We start from the raw sequence: 15,772 nt of genomic DNA on the forward strand, positions 1-15,772 counted from the left end.
TCGTGCTTTCACAAAGGGTCGATCGGATTGGCTGTTTGCTTTTCGCTGACTTTGTTTACGGCACTTGCAGGGTGTCTCCTGAGGCAGGGGAAACCCGCTGTTTTAGCAGGGGTTTTGTCTGACTAAATATCCGCTGGGCTTCGTGAGGCCACGAGTCGCCTGTTTATTAAAAACGCAATGAAATTTGAAATGCAGTAATCAATAAATCGTGAAGCGATATTCATCGGGATTCCGCAAACAACCCGATCTTTATTGAAATATGCTTGTTACAAATTGAGTCGCTGGATTGCGCCGATTCGACTGCGGATCACGGGCACGCGGCGTCCTGTCAAGTTTCCACAAAACGCCAATTAACTCCAAAGGCCGTGTGGCTGCGGCTCTCTGCAAAAATCGACACATTTTTCCACTTAACAGCAAGGCGGAAAAAGCAGAGCCGTCTAAATGACCGATAAATGAAAATTCCGCTATAGTCGCCATTTTCCAGTCGCCAGCCGGGCAAAAAGAGCGCCAATAAGCCCGCCACAAGGAGTACCGAAAATTGAATGCCCGCGAACCCGCCTTCGTCTCCGCTTCCCGCAGCGCACGTCTGCGCCAGATGCTTGTCAGCAACGAACTCGAATTCATGATGGAGGCCCATAACGGCCTGTCCGCCCGCATCGTGCGCGAAGCAGGTTTCAAGGCGATCTGGGGCTCGGGCCTCGCGATTTCCGCGCAATTCGGCGTGCGCGACAACAACGAAGCAAGCTGGACGCAGGTAGTCGACAACCTCGAATTCATGGCCGACGCAAGCGATCTGCCCATTCTGCTCGACGGCGATACCGGCTACGGCAACTTCAACAACGTGCGCCGCCTCGTGCGCAAGCTCGAACAACGCGGCATTGCCGGCGTATGTATCGAAGACAAGCAGTTCCCGAAAACGAATAGCTTCATTAACGGCGAAGCGCAGCCGCTCGCCGATATGGACGAATTCTGCGGCAAGATCAAGGCCGGTAAAGACTCGCAGTCGGACGAGAATTTTTCGATCGTGGCGCGTGTGGAAGCGCTGATCGCAGGCTGGGGCATGGACGAAGCGCTGCGCCGCGCGGAAGCCTACCGCCGCGCCGGCGCCGACGCGATCCTGATTCACAGCAAGCTCTCGCGTCCCGACGAAATTCTCGAGTTCGCGCGTGAGTGGGCGGGCCGTGGGCCGCTCGTCATCGTGCCCACCAAGTACTACAGCACGCCGACCGAAGTGTTCCGCGAAGCTGGCATCAGCACGGTGATCTGGGCGAACCATCTGATTCGCGCGGCGACCTCGGCGATGCAGGCCGTCGCACGAGAGATCCATACGAGCGAAACGCTCGTCAATGTCGAAGACCGCATTGCCGGCGTCAACGAAATTTTCCGCTTGCAGGACGCGGACGAATACTCGGAAGCGGAAGACCGCTATCTGTCGAGCGGCCGCGCGGCGAGCGCCGCTGTCGTGCTTGCAGCGAGCCGCGGCAAGGGCCTCGAAGCGGTCACTCAGGACCGTCCGAAGGTCATGCTGCCGATCGCCGGTAAGCCGCTCTTGCGCTGGCTGGTCGACGCGTTCAAGAAGCAGGGCGTCAACGACATCACCGTGGTCGGCGGTTATCGCGCCGATGCGATCGACACGGCCGGTATCAAGCTCGTGGTCAACGAGAAGCATGCGGAAACCGGCGAACTCGCATCGCTTGCGTGCGCGCTCGACAAGCTCGCGGGCGACACGCTGATCTCGTACGGCGATTTGCTGTTCCGCAGCTATATCCTGCGCGATCTGGTGGAGAGCGAGGCGGCGTTCAGCGTGGTGGTGGATTCGTCGTTGACCGATGCGGAAAACGCGAGCGTGCGCGACTTCGCATGGTGCTCGGCGGCCGACGACCGCGGTCTCTTCGGCAACAAGGTGCTGTTGCGTCACGTTTCGAGCGGGCAGCAGGCGTCGTCGGAGATTGCCGCGCAAACGCCGCATGGCCGCTGGGTCGGTCTTCTGAACGTACGCGGCGAAGGCTGTGAGCGTCTTCGGGCAGTCATGCAGCAGTTGCAGGCGCGTGCCGATTTCGCGTCGCTCGACATGCCCGCTTTGCTGAACGCGCTGATCGAAGCCGGTGAATCGATCGAGGTGCAATACGTGCACGGCCACTGGCGCGGTGTGAACGATCTCGAAGACTTCCGCCGCGCCGGAGACTTCGCGCATGGCCAGACGCCGCTCGCCGCGTCGGTCGGCACGCAGGCAACGGATTCCGCGAACGGAGCCGCGCAATGATCGAGGCGGCACAGTTCGTCGAGGCGGCGCGCGAACGCGGCTTCGACTGGTACGCGGGCGTACCGTGCTCGTACCTGACGCCGTTCATCAACTACGTGTTGCAGGACGAGTCGCTGCACTACGTGTCGGCGGCGAATGAAGGCGACGCTGTCGCGCTGATCGCCGGCGTCGCGCTCGGCGCGCGCGATGAGCGTGATGCAGGCATACGCCGCCGCGGCATCACGATGATGCAGAACTCCGGGCTCGGCAACGCGGTGAGCCCGCTGACGTCGCTCACGTGGACCTTCCGTTTGCCGCAGTTGCTGATCGTCACGTGGCGCGGCCAGCCCGGCGTCGCCGATGAACCGCAGCACGCGTTAATGGGCCCCGTCACGCCCGCGATGCTCGACACGATGGAAATTCCTTGGGAGACCTTCCCCACGGAAGCCGACGCAATCGGCCCGGCGCTGGATCGCGCCATCGCCCACATGGACGAAACGGGCCGCCCGTACGCGCTCGTCATGCAAAAGGGCAGCGTCGCGCCGTATGAGTTGAAGGCCAGCGCCGCCAGCGAGCGCCGCGTGCCAGTGGCGGTGCGTTCGCAGTTCGCCAACGTGGCCGCGAGCGAACTCGCGTCGCGCCATGACGCGCTGAAGAAGGTGATCGCGCATACGCCGATCGAGTCGACGGTGGTGCTGGCGTCGACCGGTTTTTGCGGGCGCGAGCTTTACGCAATCGACGATCGTCCGAATCAGTTGTACATGGTCGGCTCGATGGGCTGTGTGACGCCGTTCGCGCTGGGTCTGGCGCTCGCGCGCCCGGACCTGCACGTCGTCGCGCTCGACGGCGACGGCGCCGCGCTGATGCGAATGGGCGCCTTCGCAACGCTCGGCGCATACGGCCCGTCCAATCTCACGCACGTGCTGCTCGACAACGGCGCGCACGACTCGACCGGGGGGCAGGCGACGGTGTCGTCGCAAGTCTCGTTCGCGGGTGTCGCGGCGGCGTGCGGGTATGCGTCGGCGGTCGAAAGCGACGATCCGGCCGTGCTCGACCAGTTGTTCGAATCGGCCCCGCTCGACGGCCCGCGTTTTGCGCGCCTCGTGATTCGCCGCGGCACGCCTGACGGCTTGCCGCGTCCCACCATCACTCCGCCCGATGTGAAAACGCGCCTGATGCGCCACATCGGCGCCGCGTGAAGTCAACGTAAAGGAGCGCCCATGCTGCTGCTCAATCCCGGTCCGGTGACGCTCACCGAACGCGTTCGCAACAGCCTGTTGCAGACGGACCTGTGCCATCGCGAAAGCGAGTTTTTCGATTTGCAGGAAGAGGCGCGCACGCGTCTCGTCGACCTGTACGGTCTCGACGCGAGCGAATGGCAAGCGGTGCTGATGACGGGCTCCGGCACGGCCGCTGTCGAAAGCATGACCGCCGCGCTGGTGCCGCAAAACGGCAAGCTGCTGGTGGTGGAAAACGGCGTGTACGGTGAGCGCATTTCGCAGATCGCCGCGCAGTACGGCATCGCGCACGAGTCGCTCAAGCACGACTGGATGCAGGCGCCCGACGTCGCGAAAATCGCCGACTGTCTCGACGCGGACAAAGCGTTCACACATGTTGCCGTGATTCATCACGAGACGACGACGGGGCGTCTGAACGACCTCGCGGCGTTGGGCACGCTGTGCCGTGCGCGCGGTTTGCGTTTGCTGGTGGACGGCGTGAGCAGCTTCGGCGCCGAAGCGATCGATTTCGCCGACGCGAGCCTCGACGCGGTCGCCGCGACGGCCAACAAATGTTTGCACGGCGTGCCGGGCGCCTCGTTCGTGCTGGTGCGCCGCGCCGCGCTCGCGCAGGCGGCGAGCCGCACGTACTACCTCGACCTCGGGCGGCTCGCGCGCTTGCAGGATCAGCGCAACACGCCGTTCACGCCGTCGGTTCATGCGTACTACGCGCTCGTCGAGGCACTGCGCGAGATCGCCGACGAAGGCGGCTGGCGCGCCCGTCATGCGCGTTACGCGGCGCTCGCGGAACAGGCGCGCGCGGGACTGGCCGAGCGCGGCATCGGCAGCGTGCTGGCGCCGGCGGAATCGTCGGTGGTGTTGCGTGCATACCGGCTGCCGAACGGCGTGACGTATCCGCAATTGCACGATGCGCTGAAGGCGCGCGGATTCGTCATCTATGCGGGACAGGGCGGGCTGTCAGCCGAGCTGTTCCGTATTTCGACGATGGGCAATATCCACGCCGCCGACATCGACCGGCTGTTGCAGGGCTTTACCGAACTGACGCGCTGAGCGCCGCGCTGCAGGCTCACACAGGGTCTTTGTCCGGCGGCCCTTCCGGGCGCTGCGGCTCTTCGGTGTGATGACCGGGCGATGGCGGCGTCAGCGGATCGCCTTCCGGATCGCGGGTCGGATCGGCGTTAGGGTCGGGGATCGGGCTTGTATGCATGTCGTAGCTCATTGCATCACCTGTGGTTGAGAACCCTGCGATAGCGGGACGGCGTCCGGCGTTCTCTTCAAGCGTAGACGCTTCCTGTCAGGCTTGACCGCCAGAGTTGCTGCGCTGATCGTCCTGTTACTTCTTCACGCGACGGCCGACGGTGAGGTGCCAATAGCGCTCGGCGGCAAAAACGTCCTCGTAGTTGCCGGCGCCGAACGCGCGCAACTGGCTCTGATACGCATTGACCGCTTCGCGCTTGATCTGTCCGCGGCGCTGTGCGTCGATCGTGTGTCCGGCGCTCGGATTGGCCGGCGTCGCCACGATGCCGCGCTGCGCGAGATCGGCAAGCCGTGCCTGCACGACACCCGGCGTGCGCCGGTGAATGGCTTCCTCGTAGCCGAACCATTCGAGATGCGACAGGCGCGGCAGGATCTCGCAGCACGCTTCGAATACGCGCACGTGGTCGTCGTGAAACAGGCCGAGCGGCATCAGCAACGTGTTGGCCGTGGTTCGGTAAATGGTTTCCTCTAGCGCCGCTGCCATTTTGCTGATCGACGGCGAGTCGGAATACTGACTGTCGCGAAACGGCATTCGCAGCGGAATCGCATCGAGCAATTCAAGCGCGCGATTGTCTTCGAGCGTGCGCTCGTGTATTGCCTCATGGGCGTTGCTGAAGCCGGACTTTTCATCCCATTCGGTACGCATCGTATGCTCGGGCGGTGCGGCGAAGACCGTACAAACCGCAGCGTCGGGATGCGCGGCGAGCAATGCGCCGCAACTGAACACGGCGTCGTCGAAATGAGGTGAGACGATGAAAAGGCGCGGACTGGTTTCGCTCATGGGAAGTCGGGTGGTTGCGAAACGTGCGCCGCGTGAGCGGCATAACGTTGTGTGACAATCGCGGCGTCACATCAGCTTAGGCGGAAATGGAACGAGTTGCGCGGCTGATTCGCAGTCTATTCACGGTTCCGATTGCATCGAGCATTGATCATGTTCGGCGCAAGCCTTATGCCTGAGGCGCTTTCGCTTTCAGCGGCGGGTCAGCGCAAAGCCCGCAAATCGTCCGCCGTGTCGATATCGCGCAAGATTCCGGCGTCGTCGACATCGAGTCTCGTCACGCGCTCGGAGCCGAGCAACGAGCGCGCGCCGCTGTCGCCGTCGAGGCACAGCAGCGCGGCGCGGTGAACGGCGCCGAACCCTACGGGATGGCCGCGCTGCCCGTCGTAAAACGGCGCCACGATCGGCGCGCCGCCGTCGAGCGCGCGCGCCACCGCTTCGATCGTGGTGATCTCGATGCGAGGCATGTCGGCGAGTGCGACGATCCAGCCCTCCGAGTCCTCGCTCGCCTGAATGCCGGCAGCGAGGCTTGCGCCCATGCCGCGTTCGGCGCCGGGCGCGAACGCCACGTCGCAGCCCGCATCGTTCAAAAGCCGCGCAAGCGCTTCGGCGCCGGGCCGCACCACGGCCAGCACGTGCGGCACGACCCTCAGTAGCCGGTGCGCCGCTTCCTGCGCGACCGGCGTGCCGTCGGGCAGCCGCGCCAGCAGCTTGTTTTGCAGGCCGTGCGGATCGAAGCGGGAGCCGACCCCGGCCGCGAGCAATATGCCAGTGGCGAGCGACGCGTAAGCCATGGATGGGCACCGTTGAGTAAGATGCCACCGATTGTGCGGCGCAACGCAGCGCGAGGCAAGCGGCCCGCGCAGCGCGCTCAGACCTGCGTCGTCGTCATTACCTTGTCGAGCGTTATCGGAAGATCGCGCACGCGCACATCGGTTGCGTGGTACACCGCGTTGGCAAGCGCGGCGCACACGCCCGTAATGCCGATCTCGCCGATGCCCCGCACGCCAAGGGAGTTGATATACGGGTCGGGCCGGTCGATAAACGTAATATCCAGCGCGCCGATGTCGGCATTCACTGGCACGTGGTACTCGGCGAGATTTGCGTTCGTGAAACGCCCATAGCGCGTATCCAGCGAGGTTTCCTCCTGCAACGCTGCACCCACGCCCCATACGATACCGCCGAGCATCTGGCTGCGTGCGGTCTTCTCATTGAGCACGCGCCCCACGTCGTACACGCCGACCACCCGCGGCACGCGAATCGTGCCGAGGTCGGCATCCACATGCACTTCGACGAACACCGCGCCGAACGAGTGAAACGAGTACTTCTGTTTCTCGCCGCCCGGCTTGACGGTGGACGTCGCCTCGATCGGTTTGCCGCCGGAGCGCGCGACGATCGCCGCCGCCGGATCGCGCTTCGCCGGTTGCGAGCGGCTCGTTACCCAGCCGTTCTCCACGGTGATGTCGTCGAGCGCCATGCCGTGCACGGGCGACGCAGGGTCCGCCAATGCCAGGGCGATGAGCCGCGCGCGCGCCTCGGTCGCGGCGTCGCGCACGGCCGGCGAAACGCTCGCCGCCGATTGCGAGCCGCCCGACACCGGCGCCTTCGGTAGCGACGAATCGCCGAGCGCAAAGTGGATGTTTTCCGGCGCGAAGCCAAGCGCATCGGCGGCGACCTGGGTCATTACCGTGTACGTTCCAGTGCCTATGTCCTGCGTGCCCGAGGCCACCATCGCGGTGCCGTCGGGCAAAATCCGCGCGATGGCGCTCGCTTCACTGCGATTAGCCGGGTAGGTCGCGGTCGCCATGCCCATGCCGATCAGCGTATTGCCTTCACGCATGGAACGCGGTGCGGGGCTGCGCCGCGACCAGCCGAATTTCTCCGCGCCGATCTGATAGCACTCGCGTAACGACTTGCCCGACCAGGGCTTGTTTTCCTGCGGATCGGCTTCCGCGTAGTTCTTCAGGCGCAACGCTAGCGGGTCCATTTTGAGCGCGACCGCCAGTTCGTCCATTGCGGATTCCAGTGCAAACGAGCCGGTCGTCTCGCCCGGCGCGCGCATGAAGGTCGGCGTGCCGACGTTGAGCGGCACGAGCCGGTGCGTGGTCACCTGGTTCGGCACCGCATACAACATACGCGTGACCATGCAGCAGGTCTCGGTCCAGTCCTCGATCATGGACGTGTTTGAAATGCTGTCGTGACGCATGGCGCTCAGCGTGCCGTCGCGCCGCGCGGCCAGCACGAGGCGCTGTTCGGTGCGCGGACGTGCGCCGACCGGACCGAACATTTGCGGCCGCTCGAGCACGAGCCGCACCGGACGCCCGGTCTGTTTCGCGGCCATCGCGCACAACGACACATGCGACCAGGACGAGCCCTTGCAACCAAATCCGCCGCCGACGAACGGCGAGATCACGCGTACGTCGCCAGGTGAAATGCCGAGCGTTCTGGCCACCGCCTGCGCTTCGCCGCTCACGCCCTGGGTCGAATCGTAGAGCGTAAGCTGCGGGCCGTCCCAACGCGCCATGGTCGCGTGCGGCTCCATTGGATTGTGATGCTCGATGGGCGTCGTGTACGTTGCGTCGATATGCACCGCGCTGTTCTGCATGCCGTCTTCGAAGCTGCCACGCTGCGTATCCGTTTGACGCCCCTGCGGTTTGTCCGGCGCATGTGCATTTGCCTTCGCCTGTGCGAAGTCGAGCGTGGCCGGCGTGCTCTGATACGTGATGCGCAACCGGCGCGCGGCATCGGTCGCATGTTCGAGCGTATCGGCGACGACTACCGCCACCGGCTCGTTGTTGTAATGCACCTGGTTGTCCTGCAGGAGCGACAGTCGACGACCCGCAGGCGGGGCCAGTTGCGCCTTGCCGCCGTTCGGCAGACGCGGCGCATTCTGATGCGTTATGACGAGCAGCACGCCGGGCACGGCCTGCGCGCGGCTTGCATCGATCGACGCAATCGTGCCGCGTGCAATCGTGCTCGTCACGAGCACGGCATGGGCGAGGCGCGCTTCCGGAAATTCCGCGGCATAGCGTGCTTCGCCGGTTACTTTGAGTAGACCGTCGGTGCGGTCGAACGGTTGACCGATCAGCGTCATGCGACACCTCCTGCGCGGCCGGCGGCCTGATTCACTGCACGCACGATCGCGCGTTGCGCGAGCTGCACCTTGAAGCGGTTGTCGGCGAGCGGCCGGGCATCGCGCAACGCGGCGGCAGCGGCGTTGGTGAGCGCGGCTTGTGTCAGCGGCTGTCCGTTCAGCATCTGTTCCGCTGCGCTCGCGCGCCACGGTTTGTGCGCGACGCCGCCCAATGCAATGCGCGCGGTCTGCACGCGCTCGCCGTCCATCTGCAAGGCGGCGGCCACCGAGACCAGGGCGAATGCGTAACTGGCGCGGTCACGCACTTTCAGGTAATGCGAATGCGCGCTGAAAAGCGGTGGCGGCAGATCCACCGCGGTAATCAACTCGCCGGGACGCAACGTGGTGTCGACATCGGGTCTGTCGCCCGGAAGCCGATGGAATTCGGCGAACGGAATGCTTCGCTCCCCGGCCGGGCCACTCACGCGAACCACCGCATCGAGCGCGGCCAGCGCCACGCTCATGTCCGACGGGTTGACCGCGACGCACTGCGGGCTCGCGCCGAGAATCGCGTGCATGCGGTTGTGCCCTTCGAGCGCCGCGCAGCCGCTGCCCAATACGCGCTTGTTGCACTGGGAAAAAGCGGTGTCGTAGAAGTATGCGCAGCGGGTACGTTGCAGCAGATTCCCGCCGACCGTCGCCATATTGCGCAATTGCGACGACGCGCCCGACAAGAATGCTTGCGATAACAACGGATACTGTTCGCGCACCAACGCATGGTTCGCGGCGTCGCTATTGCGCACGAGTGCGCCGATGCGAATGCCGCCGTCGGGCAGCGTCGTCACGCCGTCGAGTCCGCCGATATGCGTGATGTCGATAAGCCGCACCGGCCGCTCGACACCTCCCTTCATCAGATCGAGCAGATTCGTGCCGCCGCCGATGAACACCGCGCCCGGTTGCTGCACGGCGCGCACTGCGCCGGCGACATCGGCGGCGCGTTCGTAGGTAATCGCATCCATGCCGTCGCTCCGTTACGCGTTGTCGCGGTTATCGTGGTTGTCGCGATGGTCACTATGGTCGGCGCCAGCCGTGCCCGCATTCTGACCACTGCCTTCATGCGCCGCGCGTATCGCGGCAACGATATTTGCATAGGCGCCGCAGCGACAAATGTTGCCGCTCATGCGTTCGCGAATCTCGTCGTCGGAAAGTTTGGCGGGACGTTGGCGCACATCGGCGGTCACGACGCTCGCCGTGCCGTTGCGAAACTCCTGGAGCAGGGCGGTCGCCGAGCATAGCTGCCCCGGCGTGCAGTAGCCGCACTGAAACGCATCGTGCTCGATGAACGCGCGTTGCAGCGGGCTCAATGCACCATTGCTCGCGAGCCCTTCGACCGTGGTGATGGTCTCGCCTTCATGCATCACGGCGAGCGTCAGGCAAGAATTGATGCGGCGTCCGTTGGCGATCACCGTGCATGCGCCGCATTGTCCGCGGTCACAGCCTTTCTTCGTGCCCATCAGGCCTGCGTACTCGCGTAATGCATCGAGCAAGGTCACACGCGGTTCGAGTTGCAACGTATACGCACGGCCGTTGACGTTCAATTCGACGGGACGGGGCGGCACGGGAGCAGGAGTCTGCGCGGGTGGCGCGACAGATGTTTGCGCTTGTGCGCGAAGGTGCGGTGCCGCACCGACAGTCGCGGCTGCTGCAGCCGATTGTAGAAAACGGCGACGAGAAGGTTGGTGCAAGGCGGCGGCTTCGTCACCCGGATCATGACATTCGTTATCTGTTGCCATAACGTTCTATTGACTCCGCTGAAAGGTCAATGCAGGCTGACGATGCGTCGGTATCCGAAGCTTCGCGTCCAACAACCGAGGGTAACAAATCCGGCGCAGTTGCGTGAACAACGCTGACGCAAAACGGTATTGTGAAAATAACGGAGACAGCACATATGAGATCACCCATTGGAGTCGGGCACGCGCTTCCCCTTGCAATCGTTGTCGCTCTCGGTGTGAGCGCCTGCCACGGCGACCACGACGACAGCACGCCGCAGCCGCAAGCCAACGTCCTGCCCAGCTTCATCGCGGGCACCGTCAGGACGCAGTCATATGACGGCAATAGTGACGACCTGCTCACGGCGGGACTCGGTAAAACTGGCCTCGCTTCAGCCGCTGCTCCCGCGATTGCCAACGCCGCGCAACCGACAGCGGCGGAGCTGCGCCGACTCGCGATCTGGTCGAACTATCGCGCGCTCGTCGACATGACGAGCAACGGCGGCTATGGGCGCTTCTGGGGTCCCAATGTCGATGTGAACGGCAACGACACGTTGGGCGAAGGCAAGATAGCGGGCAAGGAGTACCTCGCTTTCGCGGACGACGGCAGCGGTAAGCAGAATGTCAGCGTGCTCGTGCAAATTCCGGCGAGCTTCAATGCGGATCAACCGTGCATCGTCACGGCAACGTCATCGGGTTCTCGCGGCGTGTATGGCGCGATCTCCGCGGCCGGCGAGTGGGGTCTCAAGCACGGCTGCGCGGTCGCCTACACGGACAAAGGCTCGGGCAACGGCGCGCACGAACTGTCGACGAATCGCGTGACGCTGATCGACGGCACCTTGCAGGACGCGAACGCTGCGGGCAACGCGAGCCTCTTCACGGCCAACCTGGGCAACACGGATGCCGGCACCTACAACAGCCAGTTCCCTAACCGGTACGCGTTCAAGCACGCGCACTCACAGCAGAACCCGGAGCAGGACTGGGGCAAGAACACGTTGCAAGCGATCCAGTTCGCGTATTGGGCGCTCAACGATTCGTATGGAACGTTGAACGGCTCGACGCGCACGGTACGCTATAACCCGGGCAGCATCACGACGATCGCGGCATCGGTGAGCAACGGCGGCGGTGCGTCGCTCGCAGCCGCCGAGCAGGATACCTCCGGGCTCATTACCGCAGTGGTAGTCGGCGAGCCGCAGATCAACGTGCGCGTGCCCTCGCAAGTGTCGGTGACTCAGGGCGGTGTCCCCGTGGGCGCATTCGGCAAGCCGCTTGCGGATTACATGACACTCGCGAATCTGCTGGAGCCTTGCGCGGCGCTCGCGCCTGCCGCGGCCGGCGCGCCGTATCTGACGGCGCTACCGCTTGCCACGACCACCGCGATTCGCACCGCGCGATGTTCGGCGCTCGCGGCTAACGGTGTGATCGCGGGGGCGGACACCGTCACCCAGGCAACCAATGCGCTCGCGCTGTTGCATCAGAACGGCTACGAGACCGACTCCGACGTGCTACATGCGCCGATGTGGGATTCGCAGGCGGTGCCCGCCGTCGCCGTGACTTACGCGAACGCTTATGCGAGAGCGAGCGCGAGCGCGAACCTGTGCAACTTCAGCTTCGGCACGACGAGTTCGACGGGCGCGGCGGGCGTCACGCCGGCTGTGTCGCCGATGCTCACTGTGTTCGGCAACGGCAATGGTGTCCCGCCCACCAACGGTATCAACCTCGTCTATAACGCGGGCACCGCGGGCGCATTCGACCACCGGCTCGCAACCGCCGATGCGAGCTATGCGGGCGCAGCCTGCCTGCGTACGCTGTGGACCAACGGCGGGCTGACAACGAGCGTTGAAGCGATCAAGGTGAATGCGAATCTGCATGGCAAGCCCACCATCATCGTGCAAGGCCGGGCCGATGCCCTGGTGCCGATCAATCACGCGTCGCGGCCCTATGTTGGAACCAACCAGCTGCTCGAAGGCGGCGCAAGCAAGCTCTCGTTCTATGAAATCACGAACGGCCAGCACTTCGACGCGTTCCTCGGCGTGGCGGGCTTCGACAACCGCTTCGTGCCGCTGCATTACTACAACATTCAGGCGCTCAATCTGATGTGGAGTCATCTGAAGAGCGGCACGCCGCTGCCGCCGTCGCAAGTGGTTCATACGGTGCCGCGCGGCGGCTCACCCGGCGCTGCTCCAGCATTGACCGTCGCCAACTTGCCGGCGATTGCGGCCAACCCGGGCGGCAATGCCATCACGGTGTCGAACGGGGCGGTCAACGTGCCGAACTGATGGTGGCTGCGTGTCGATAGCGGACCACGTGCGCGGTGCCTGATCGCGCGCGTGGTCGCTACGTCAAACACCTGGCCGGGTATGAACGATGCTACCTGTATTCGAAATCAAGCGCGTTCAGAGGACAGCCGATGCAGTTCGACTACAAGCATTTTCACATCGATTGCCGCGCACGCCACGCCGACGAAGGCGTCTACTACGCGCGCGCGAAAGTCACTCGCATACCGCAGAAAAACGAGCAGTTCCGGTCGCACGATTCCGGCGACATCGACGCTTTCTCGAACGAAGCCGATGCGATCGCCTGCGCAAGGTCGTGGGCAATCGAATGGTGCGATGAGGCAGCCGTGTCGGGAACGGCGTCGAAATAACTTGCGTTGCAGGAGGAACCGTCGTGGCGAGGCTGCGCATTGCGACATTCAACATCAACGGAATCCGTTCGCGGCAGGCTGCATTGCTGCAATGGCTGGAGCGCGAAGCGCCGGACATTGTCTGCTTGCAGGAACTGAAGGCCGCCGACAGCGCGTTTCCCGCCGACGCATTGCGCGAAGCGGGCTACCACGCCATCTGGCACGGCCAGAGCGCGTGGAACGGCGTGGCGATTCTGTCGAAGGGCGAGCCGCCGCTCGAAAGCCGCCGTGGCTTGCCGGGCTTCGAAGAGGACACGCATAGCCGCTATCTGGAAGCGGCCGTCGACGGCGTGCTGGTGTGCTGCCTCTATCTGCCTAACGGCAATCCGCAGCCTGGTCCGAAGTTCGAGTACAAGCTCAAGTGGTTCGACCATCTGATCGACCATACGGCGAAGCTGCTCAAGAGCGGACATCCGGTCGTGCTGGCCGGCGACTTCAACGTTGTGCCTACCGACGAAGACATATACAACCCGCGCTCATGGCTGAAAGACGCGCTGTTGCAGCCGGAAAGCCGCGAACGCTACCGGCGTCTCGTCGCGCAGGGATGGACGGATTCGCTGCGCACGCATTTCGGCGAGGAGCGGGTCTATACGTTCTGGGATTATTTCCGCCGGCATTGGGACACCAACTCCGGCTTGCGGATCGATCATATTCTTCTGAGCCCGGACCTCGCGCCGCGCTTGCGCGACGCCGGCGTGGACCGCTGGGTGCGCGGCGAGCCGCATGCGAGCGACCATGCGCCGACATGGGTCGAGCTGGACATGAGTGCGTCGCGTCGCAAGACGCGTGGCTGAAGCACGCGTCTTGCGACTGGCAGTGACGCATCGATGCGAGGGGTAACGCTAGCGAACTATCGTCGCGCCCGGAGCCGGATGCATGCGCGCTGCGACAGCCGGGATAGCCGAGCTGGCAGGCACGTTTTCATCGATCGACGTACGTCCGCCGTCGTGGAAGAACGCTTGCTCCGCGGCCTTGTTCATTACGAGAATGCTGATACGCCGATTGGTTGGTTCGTCGACGACATTGCTGTTGAGCGGCAGTACATCAGCAAGACCGCGCACTTGCAACAGCTTTTCGACGTGCATGCCGCCTGCCACGAGCGCGCGCCGCGCGGCATTCGCGCGCTCGGAAGAAAGCTCCCAGTTCGAATAGCCGACCGGTCCGCCTGTGTACGCCACGGCGTCGGTGTGCCCCGCGATCGAGATGCGGTTCTCGACGTCGTTGAGCGCGGCGCCGATCTGCGTGAGTATCGCGACCGCGTAGCTCTGCAGCTTCGGACTGCCCGATGCGAACATCGGGCGGTTCTGCGAATCGACGATCTCGATGCGCAGTCCTTCGTTCGTAATCGAAATGCGGATCTGATCCTTGAAGGCCTTCAGCGCAGGACTCTGTTCGATCAACGAGACCAGCTTCTCTTTCAGTTGCTGCAAACGGGCCGTGTCTGCGGGCGCGACGGTCGGCACCACGTTCACAGGAGTGGCGGGTTCGATCTGGGTTTTCTTGCCGTCGCCGGGGCGCGTGTCGGAGATGTCGCGGCCGCCGCCTTGCACGATGCTCGGCCGCGCGGCTGCCGTTCCTTCGTTGCCGCCGAACAGGCTCGATAACGGCGTGTTGAAGTAGTCTTCGATACCTTGCTTGTCGAACTTCGACGTCGAGCCGAGCAGCCACATCAGCAGGAAGAACGCCATCATCGCAGTGACGAAGTCGGCATACGCGATTTTCCACGCGCCTCCATGATGCCCACCGTGGTCGTCGCCCTTTTTCGAGCGGCGCACGATGATCGGCGGCGGCGCTTCGTCCTGGGAGCCGCGTGACCTTCTTTGCGTCATGACGCGGCTCCCTCGGTGGCCGGCTTCGGCGATTTGGTCGCGCGCACGGCGTCGTCGAGTTCCTGGAAGCTCGGGCGATCGGCAGTGAACAGCACCTTACGGCCGAACTCTACCGCGATGGGCGGTGCATAGCCCGACAGTGAGGCGAGCAGCACCGCCTTCACGCATTGGAACGGCTTCGCTTCGGCACGGCCCTTTGCGTTCAGCAGATCGGCGAGCGGACCGATGAAGCCATACGCGAGAAGAATGCCGAGGAACGTGCCGACCAGGGCACCCGCGATCATCTCGCCGAGCACGGCGGGCGGCGCGCCGACCGAACCCATGGTGTGAACCACGCCCATCACGGCGGCCACAATGCCGAAGGCAGGAAGGCCGTCGGCCATCTTCTGGATGGCATTGGCCGCCACCGACGCTTCCGCGTGATGCGTGGCCAGTTCTTCATCCATCAGGTCCTGTACTTCGAGCACGTTGACGTTGCCGCCCGACATCATGCGCAAATAGTCGACGATAAAATCCAGCAGATGATGGTCGGCGAGAACGTGCGGATACTTCTGGAAAATCACGCTTTCTTCCGGCGCAAAGACGTCGGCTTCGAGCGACATCATGCCTTCCTTGCGTGCCTTCTGAAGCAACTCGTAAAGCAGCGCGATCAGTTCCAGATATTTTTCTTTCGTGTAGCCGCCGCCCTTGAAGCACGAAGGAATCGCCTTGAGGGTTTTCCTCAACGTCGAAGTCGGATTGCTCACTACGAACGCGCCGATTGCCGCGCCGAAAATGCATAGCAATTCGAACGGTTGAATGAGCGCCGGCAAATGACCGCCCACGCCAATAAAGCTCCCAATGACGGAGCCAATTACCAACAGCCAGCCAATCGCAACAAACATATATTCTCCATAATCT

At 63.7% G+C, this 15,772-nt stretch carries 15 protein-coding genes; 6 read left to right on the forward strand and 9 right to left on the reverse strand.

Annotated elements, in window-relative coordinates; translation table 11 throughout:
• Nucleotides 1-328: 328 nt before the first annotated feature.
• Nucleotides 329-637 carry a hypothetical protein gene (locus BCA01S_RS38495; protein WP_169740527.1) on the reverse strand — a complete coding sequence of 103 codons (309 nt, stop codon included), beginning with the start codon at nt 635-637 and terminating at the stop codon, nt 329-331.
• Between BCA01S_RS38495 and aepX the strand changes: the two genes are divergently transcribed.
• The 3 genes from aepX to BCA01S_RS14090 are packed head-to-tail and all read left to right on the forward strand — an operon-like array spanning nt 539 to nt 4,530.
• Nucleotides 539-2,263, forward strand: coding sequence for a phosphoenolpyruvate mutase (gene aepX, locus BCA01S_RS14080; RefSeq protein ID WP_027777442.1), 1,725 nt, complete (start codon nt 539-541; stop codon nt 2,261-2,263). The genes BCA01S_RS38495 and aepX overlap by 99 nt on opposite strands.
• Nucleotides 2,260-3,441, forward strand: coding sequence for a phosphonopyruvate decarboxylase (aepY, locus tag BCA01S_RS14085; protein WP_027777443.1), 1,182 nt, complete (start codon nt 2,260-2,262; stop codon nt 3,439-3,441). The genes aepX and aepY overlap by 4 nt, the downstream gene beginning before the upstream one ends.
• A 21-nt stretch (nt 3,442-3,462) precedes the next feature.
• The gene (locus tag BCA01S_RS14090; protein WP_027777444.1) at nt 3,463-4,530 is read left to right on the forward strand and encodes a 2-aminoethylphosphonate aminotransferase; all 1,068 of its coding nucleotides are present in this window, start codon (nt 3,463-3,465) and stop codon (nt 4,528-4,530) included.
• A gap of 16 nt (nt 4,531-4,546) precedes the next feature.
• Here the strand turns inward: BCA01S_RS14090 and BCA01S_RS38500 are convergent, their stop codons facing one another.
• The 6 genes from BCA01S_RS38500 to BCA01S_RS14120 form a co-directional block, all read right to left on the reverse strand.
• The gene (locus BCA01S_RS38500; protein WP_164701897.1) at nt 4,547-4,699 is read right to left on the reverse strand and encodes a hypothetical protein; all 153 of its coding nucleotides are present in this window, start codon (nt 4,697-4,699) and stop codon (nt 4,547-4,549) included.
• A gap of 114 nt (nt 4,700-4,813) precedes the next feature.
• The gene (locus BCA01S_RS14100; RefSeq protein WP_027777445.1) at nt 4,814-5,518 is read right to left on the reverse strand and encodes a PIG-L family deacetylase; all 705 of its coding nucleotides are present in this window, start codon (nt 5,516-5,518) and stop codon (nt 4,814-4,816) included.
• 200 nt (nt 5,519-5,718) lie between these two features.
• Nucleotides 5,719-6,309 carry a nucleotidyltransferase family protein gene (locus BCA01S_RS14105; protein WP_027777446.1) on the reverse strand — a complete coding sequence of 197 codons (591 nt, stop codon included), beginning with the start codon at nt 6,307-6,309 and terminating at the stop codon, nt 5,719-5,721.
• Nucleotides 6,310-6,386: 77 nt separating this feature from the next.
• Complete coding sequence (locus BCA01S_RS14110; RefSeq protein ID WP_027777447.1) at nt 6,387-8,609, reverse strand: xanthine dehydrogenase family protein molybdopterin-binding subunit; 2,223 nt, start codon at nt 8,607-8,609, stop codon at nt 6,387-6,389.
• Nucleotides 8,606-9,607 carry an FAD binding domain-containing protein gene (locus BCA01S_RS14115; protein WP_027777448.1) on the reverse strand — a complete coding sequence of 334 codons (1,002 nt, stop codon included), beginning with the start codon at nt 9,605-9,607 and terminating at the stop codon, nt 8,606-8,608. Before BCA01S_RS14115 ends, BCA01S_RS14110 begins: the two co-directional genes overlap by 4 nt.
• Before the next feature lie 12 nt (nt 9,608-9,619).
• Nucleotides 9,620-10,381, reverse strand: coding sequence for a 2Fe-2S iron-sulfur cluster-binding protein (locus tag BCA01S_RS14120; RefSeq protein ID WP_027777449.1), 762 nt, complete (start codon nt 10,379-10,381; stop codon nt 9,620-9,622).
• Nucleotides 10,382-10,536: 155 nt separating this feature from the next.
• Here BCA01S_RS14120 and BCA01S_RS14125 point away from each other — a divergent pair, with 155 nt between their 5' ends.
• The 3 genes from BCA01S_RS14125 (at nt 10,537) to BCA01S_RS14135 (ending at nt 13,837) form a co-directional block, all read left to right on the forward strand.
• The gene (locus BCA01S_RS14125) at nt 10,537-12,636 is read left to right on the forward strand and encodes a D-(-)-3-hydroxybutyrate oligomer hydrolase (RefSeq protein WP_027777450.1); all 2,100 of its coding nucleotides are present in this window, start codon (nt 10,537-10,539) and stop codon (nt 12,634-12,636) included.
• A 131-nt stretch (nt 12,637-12,767) separates the two neighbouring features.
• Nucleotides 12,768-13,004: a hypothetical protein gene (locus BCA01S_RS14130; RefSeq protein WP_027777451.1), complete on the forward strand. Its 237-nt coding sequence runs from the start codon at nt 12,768-12,770 to the stop codon at nt 13,002-13,004.
• A 23-nt stretch (nt 13,005-13,027) separates the two neighbouring features.
• Complete coding sequence (locus BCA01S_RS14135) at nt 13,028-13,837, forward strand: exodeoxyribonuclease III (RefSeq protein ID WP_027777452.1); 810 nt, start codon at nt 13,028-13,030, stop codon at nt 13,835-13,837.
• 48 nt (nt 13,838-13,885) lie between these two features.
• On the opposite strand, the gene motB is transcribed toward BCA01S_RS14135, so the two are convergent.
• Complete coding sequence (gene motB, locus BCA01S_RS14140; protein WP_027777453.1) at nt 13,886-14,872, reverse strand: flagellar motor protein MotB; 987 nt, start codon at nt 14,870-14,872, stop codon at nt 13,886-13,888.
• Nucleotides 14,869-15,756, reverse strand: coding sequence for a flagellar motor stator protein MotA (motA, locus tag BCA01S_RS14145; RefSeq protein ID WP_027777454.1), 888 nt, complete (start codon nt 15,754-15,756; stop codon nt 14,869-14,871). Before motA ends, motB begins: the two co-directional genes overlap by 4 nt.
• Nucleotides 15,757-15,772: the final 16 nt, after the last annotated feature.

The sequence above is a fragment of the Paraburkholderia caledonica NBRC 102488 genome (assembly GCF_000685095.1).
Classification (GTDB): Bacteria; Pseudomonadota; Gammaproteobacteria; order Burkholderiales; family Burkholderiaceae; genus Paraburkholderia; species Paraburkholderia caledonica.

Bases quoted from the DNA above. Each gene is read 5' to 3' on its own strand.
- BCA01S_RS38495 (WP_169740527.1), bottom strand. From the start codon at position 637: ATGGGCCTCCATCATGAATTCGAGTTCGTTGCTGACAAGCATCTGGCG.
- aepY (WP_027777443.1), top strand. From the start codon at position 2,260: ATGATCGAGGCGGCACAGTTCGTCGAGGCGGCGCGCGAACGCGGCTTC.
- BCA01S_RS14090 (WP_027777444.1), top strand. From the start codon at position 3,463: ATGCTGCTGCTCAATCCCGGTCCGGTGACGCTCACCGAACGCGTTCGC.
- BCA01S_RS38500 (WP_164701897.1), bottom strand. From the start codon at position 4,699: ATGAGCTACGACATGCATACAAGCCCGATCCCCGACCCTAACGCCGAT.
- BCA01S_RS14100 (WP_027777445.1), bottom strand. From the start codon at position 5,518: ATGAGCGAAACCAGTCCGCGCCTTTTCATCGTCTCACCTCATTTCGAC.
- BCA01S_RS14105 (WP_027777446.1), bottom strand. From the start codon at position 6,309: ATGGCTTACGCGTCGCTCGCCACTGGCATATTGCTCGCGGCCGGGGTC.
- BCA01S_RS14110 (WP_027777447.1), bottom strand. From the start codon at position 8,609: ATGACGCTGATCGGTCAACCGTTCGACCGCACCGACGGTCTACTCAAA.
- BCA01S_RS14115 (WP_027777448.1), bottom strand. From the start codon at position 9,607: ATGGATGCGATTACCTACGAACGCGCCGCCGATGTCGCCGGCGCAGTG.
- BCA01S_RS14120 (WP_027777449.1), bottom strand. From the start codon at position 10,381: ATGGCAACAGATAACGAATGTCATGATCCGGGTGACGAAGCCGCCGCC.
- BCA01S_RS14125 (WP_027777450.1), top strand. From the start codon at position 10,537: ATGAGATCACCCATTGGAGTCGGGCACGCGCTTCCCCTTGCAATCGTT.
- BCA01S_RS14130 (WP_027777451.1), top strand. From the start codon at position 12,768: ATGCAGTTCGACTACAAGCATTTTCACATCGATTGCCGCGCACGCCAC.
- motB (WP_027777453.1), bottom strand. From the start codon at position 14,872: ATGACGCAAAGAAGGTCACGCGGCTCCCAGGACGAAGCGCCGCCGCCG.
- motA (WP_027777454.1), bottom strand. From the start codon at position 15,756: ATGTTTGTTGCGATTGGCTGGCTGTTGGTAATTGGCTCCGTCATTGGG.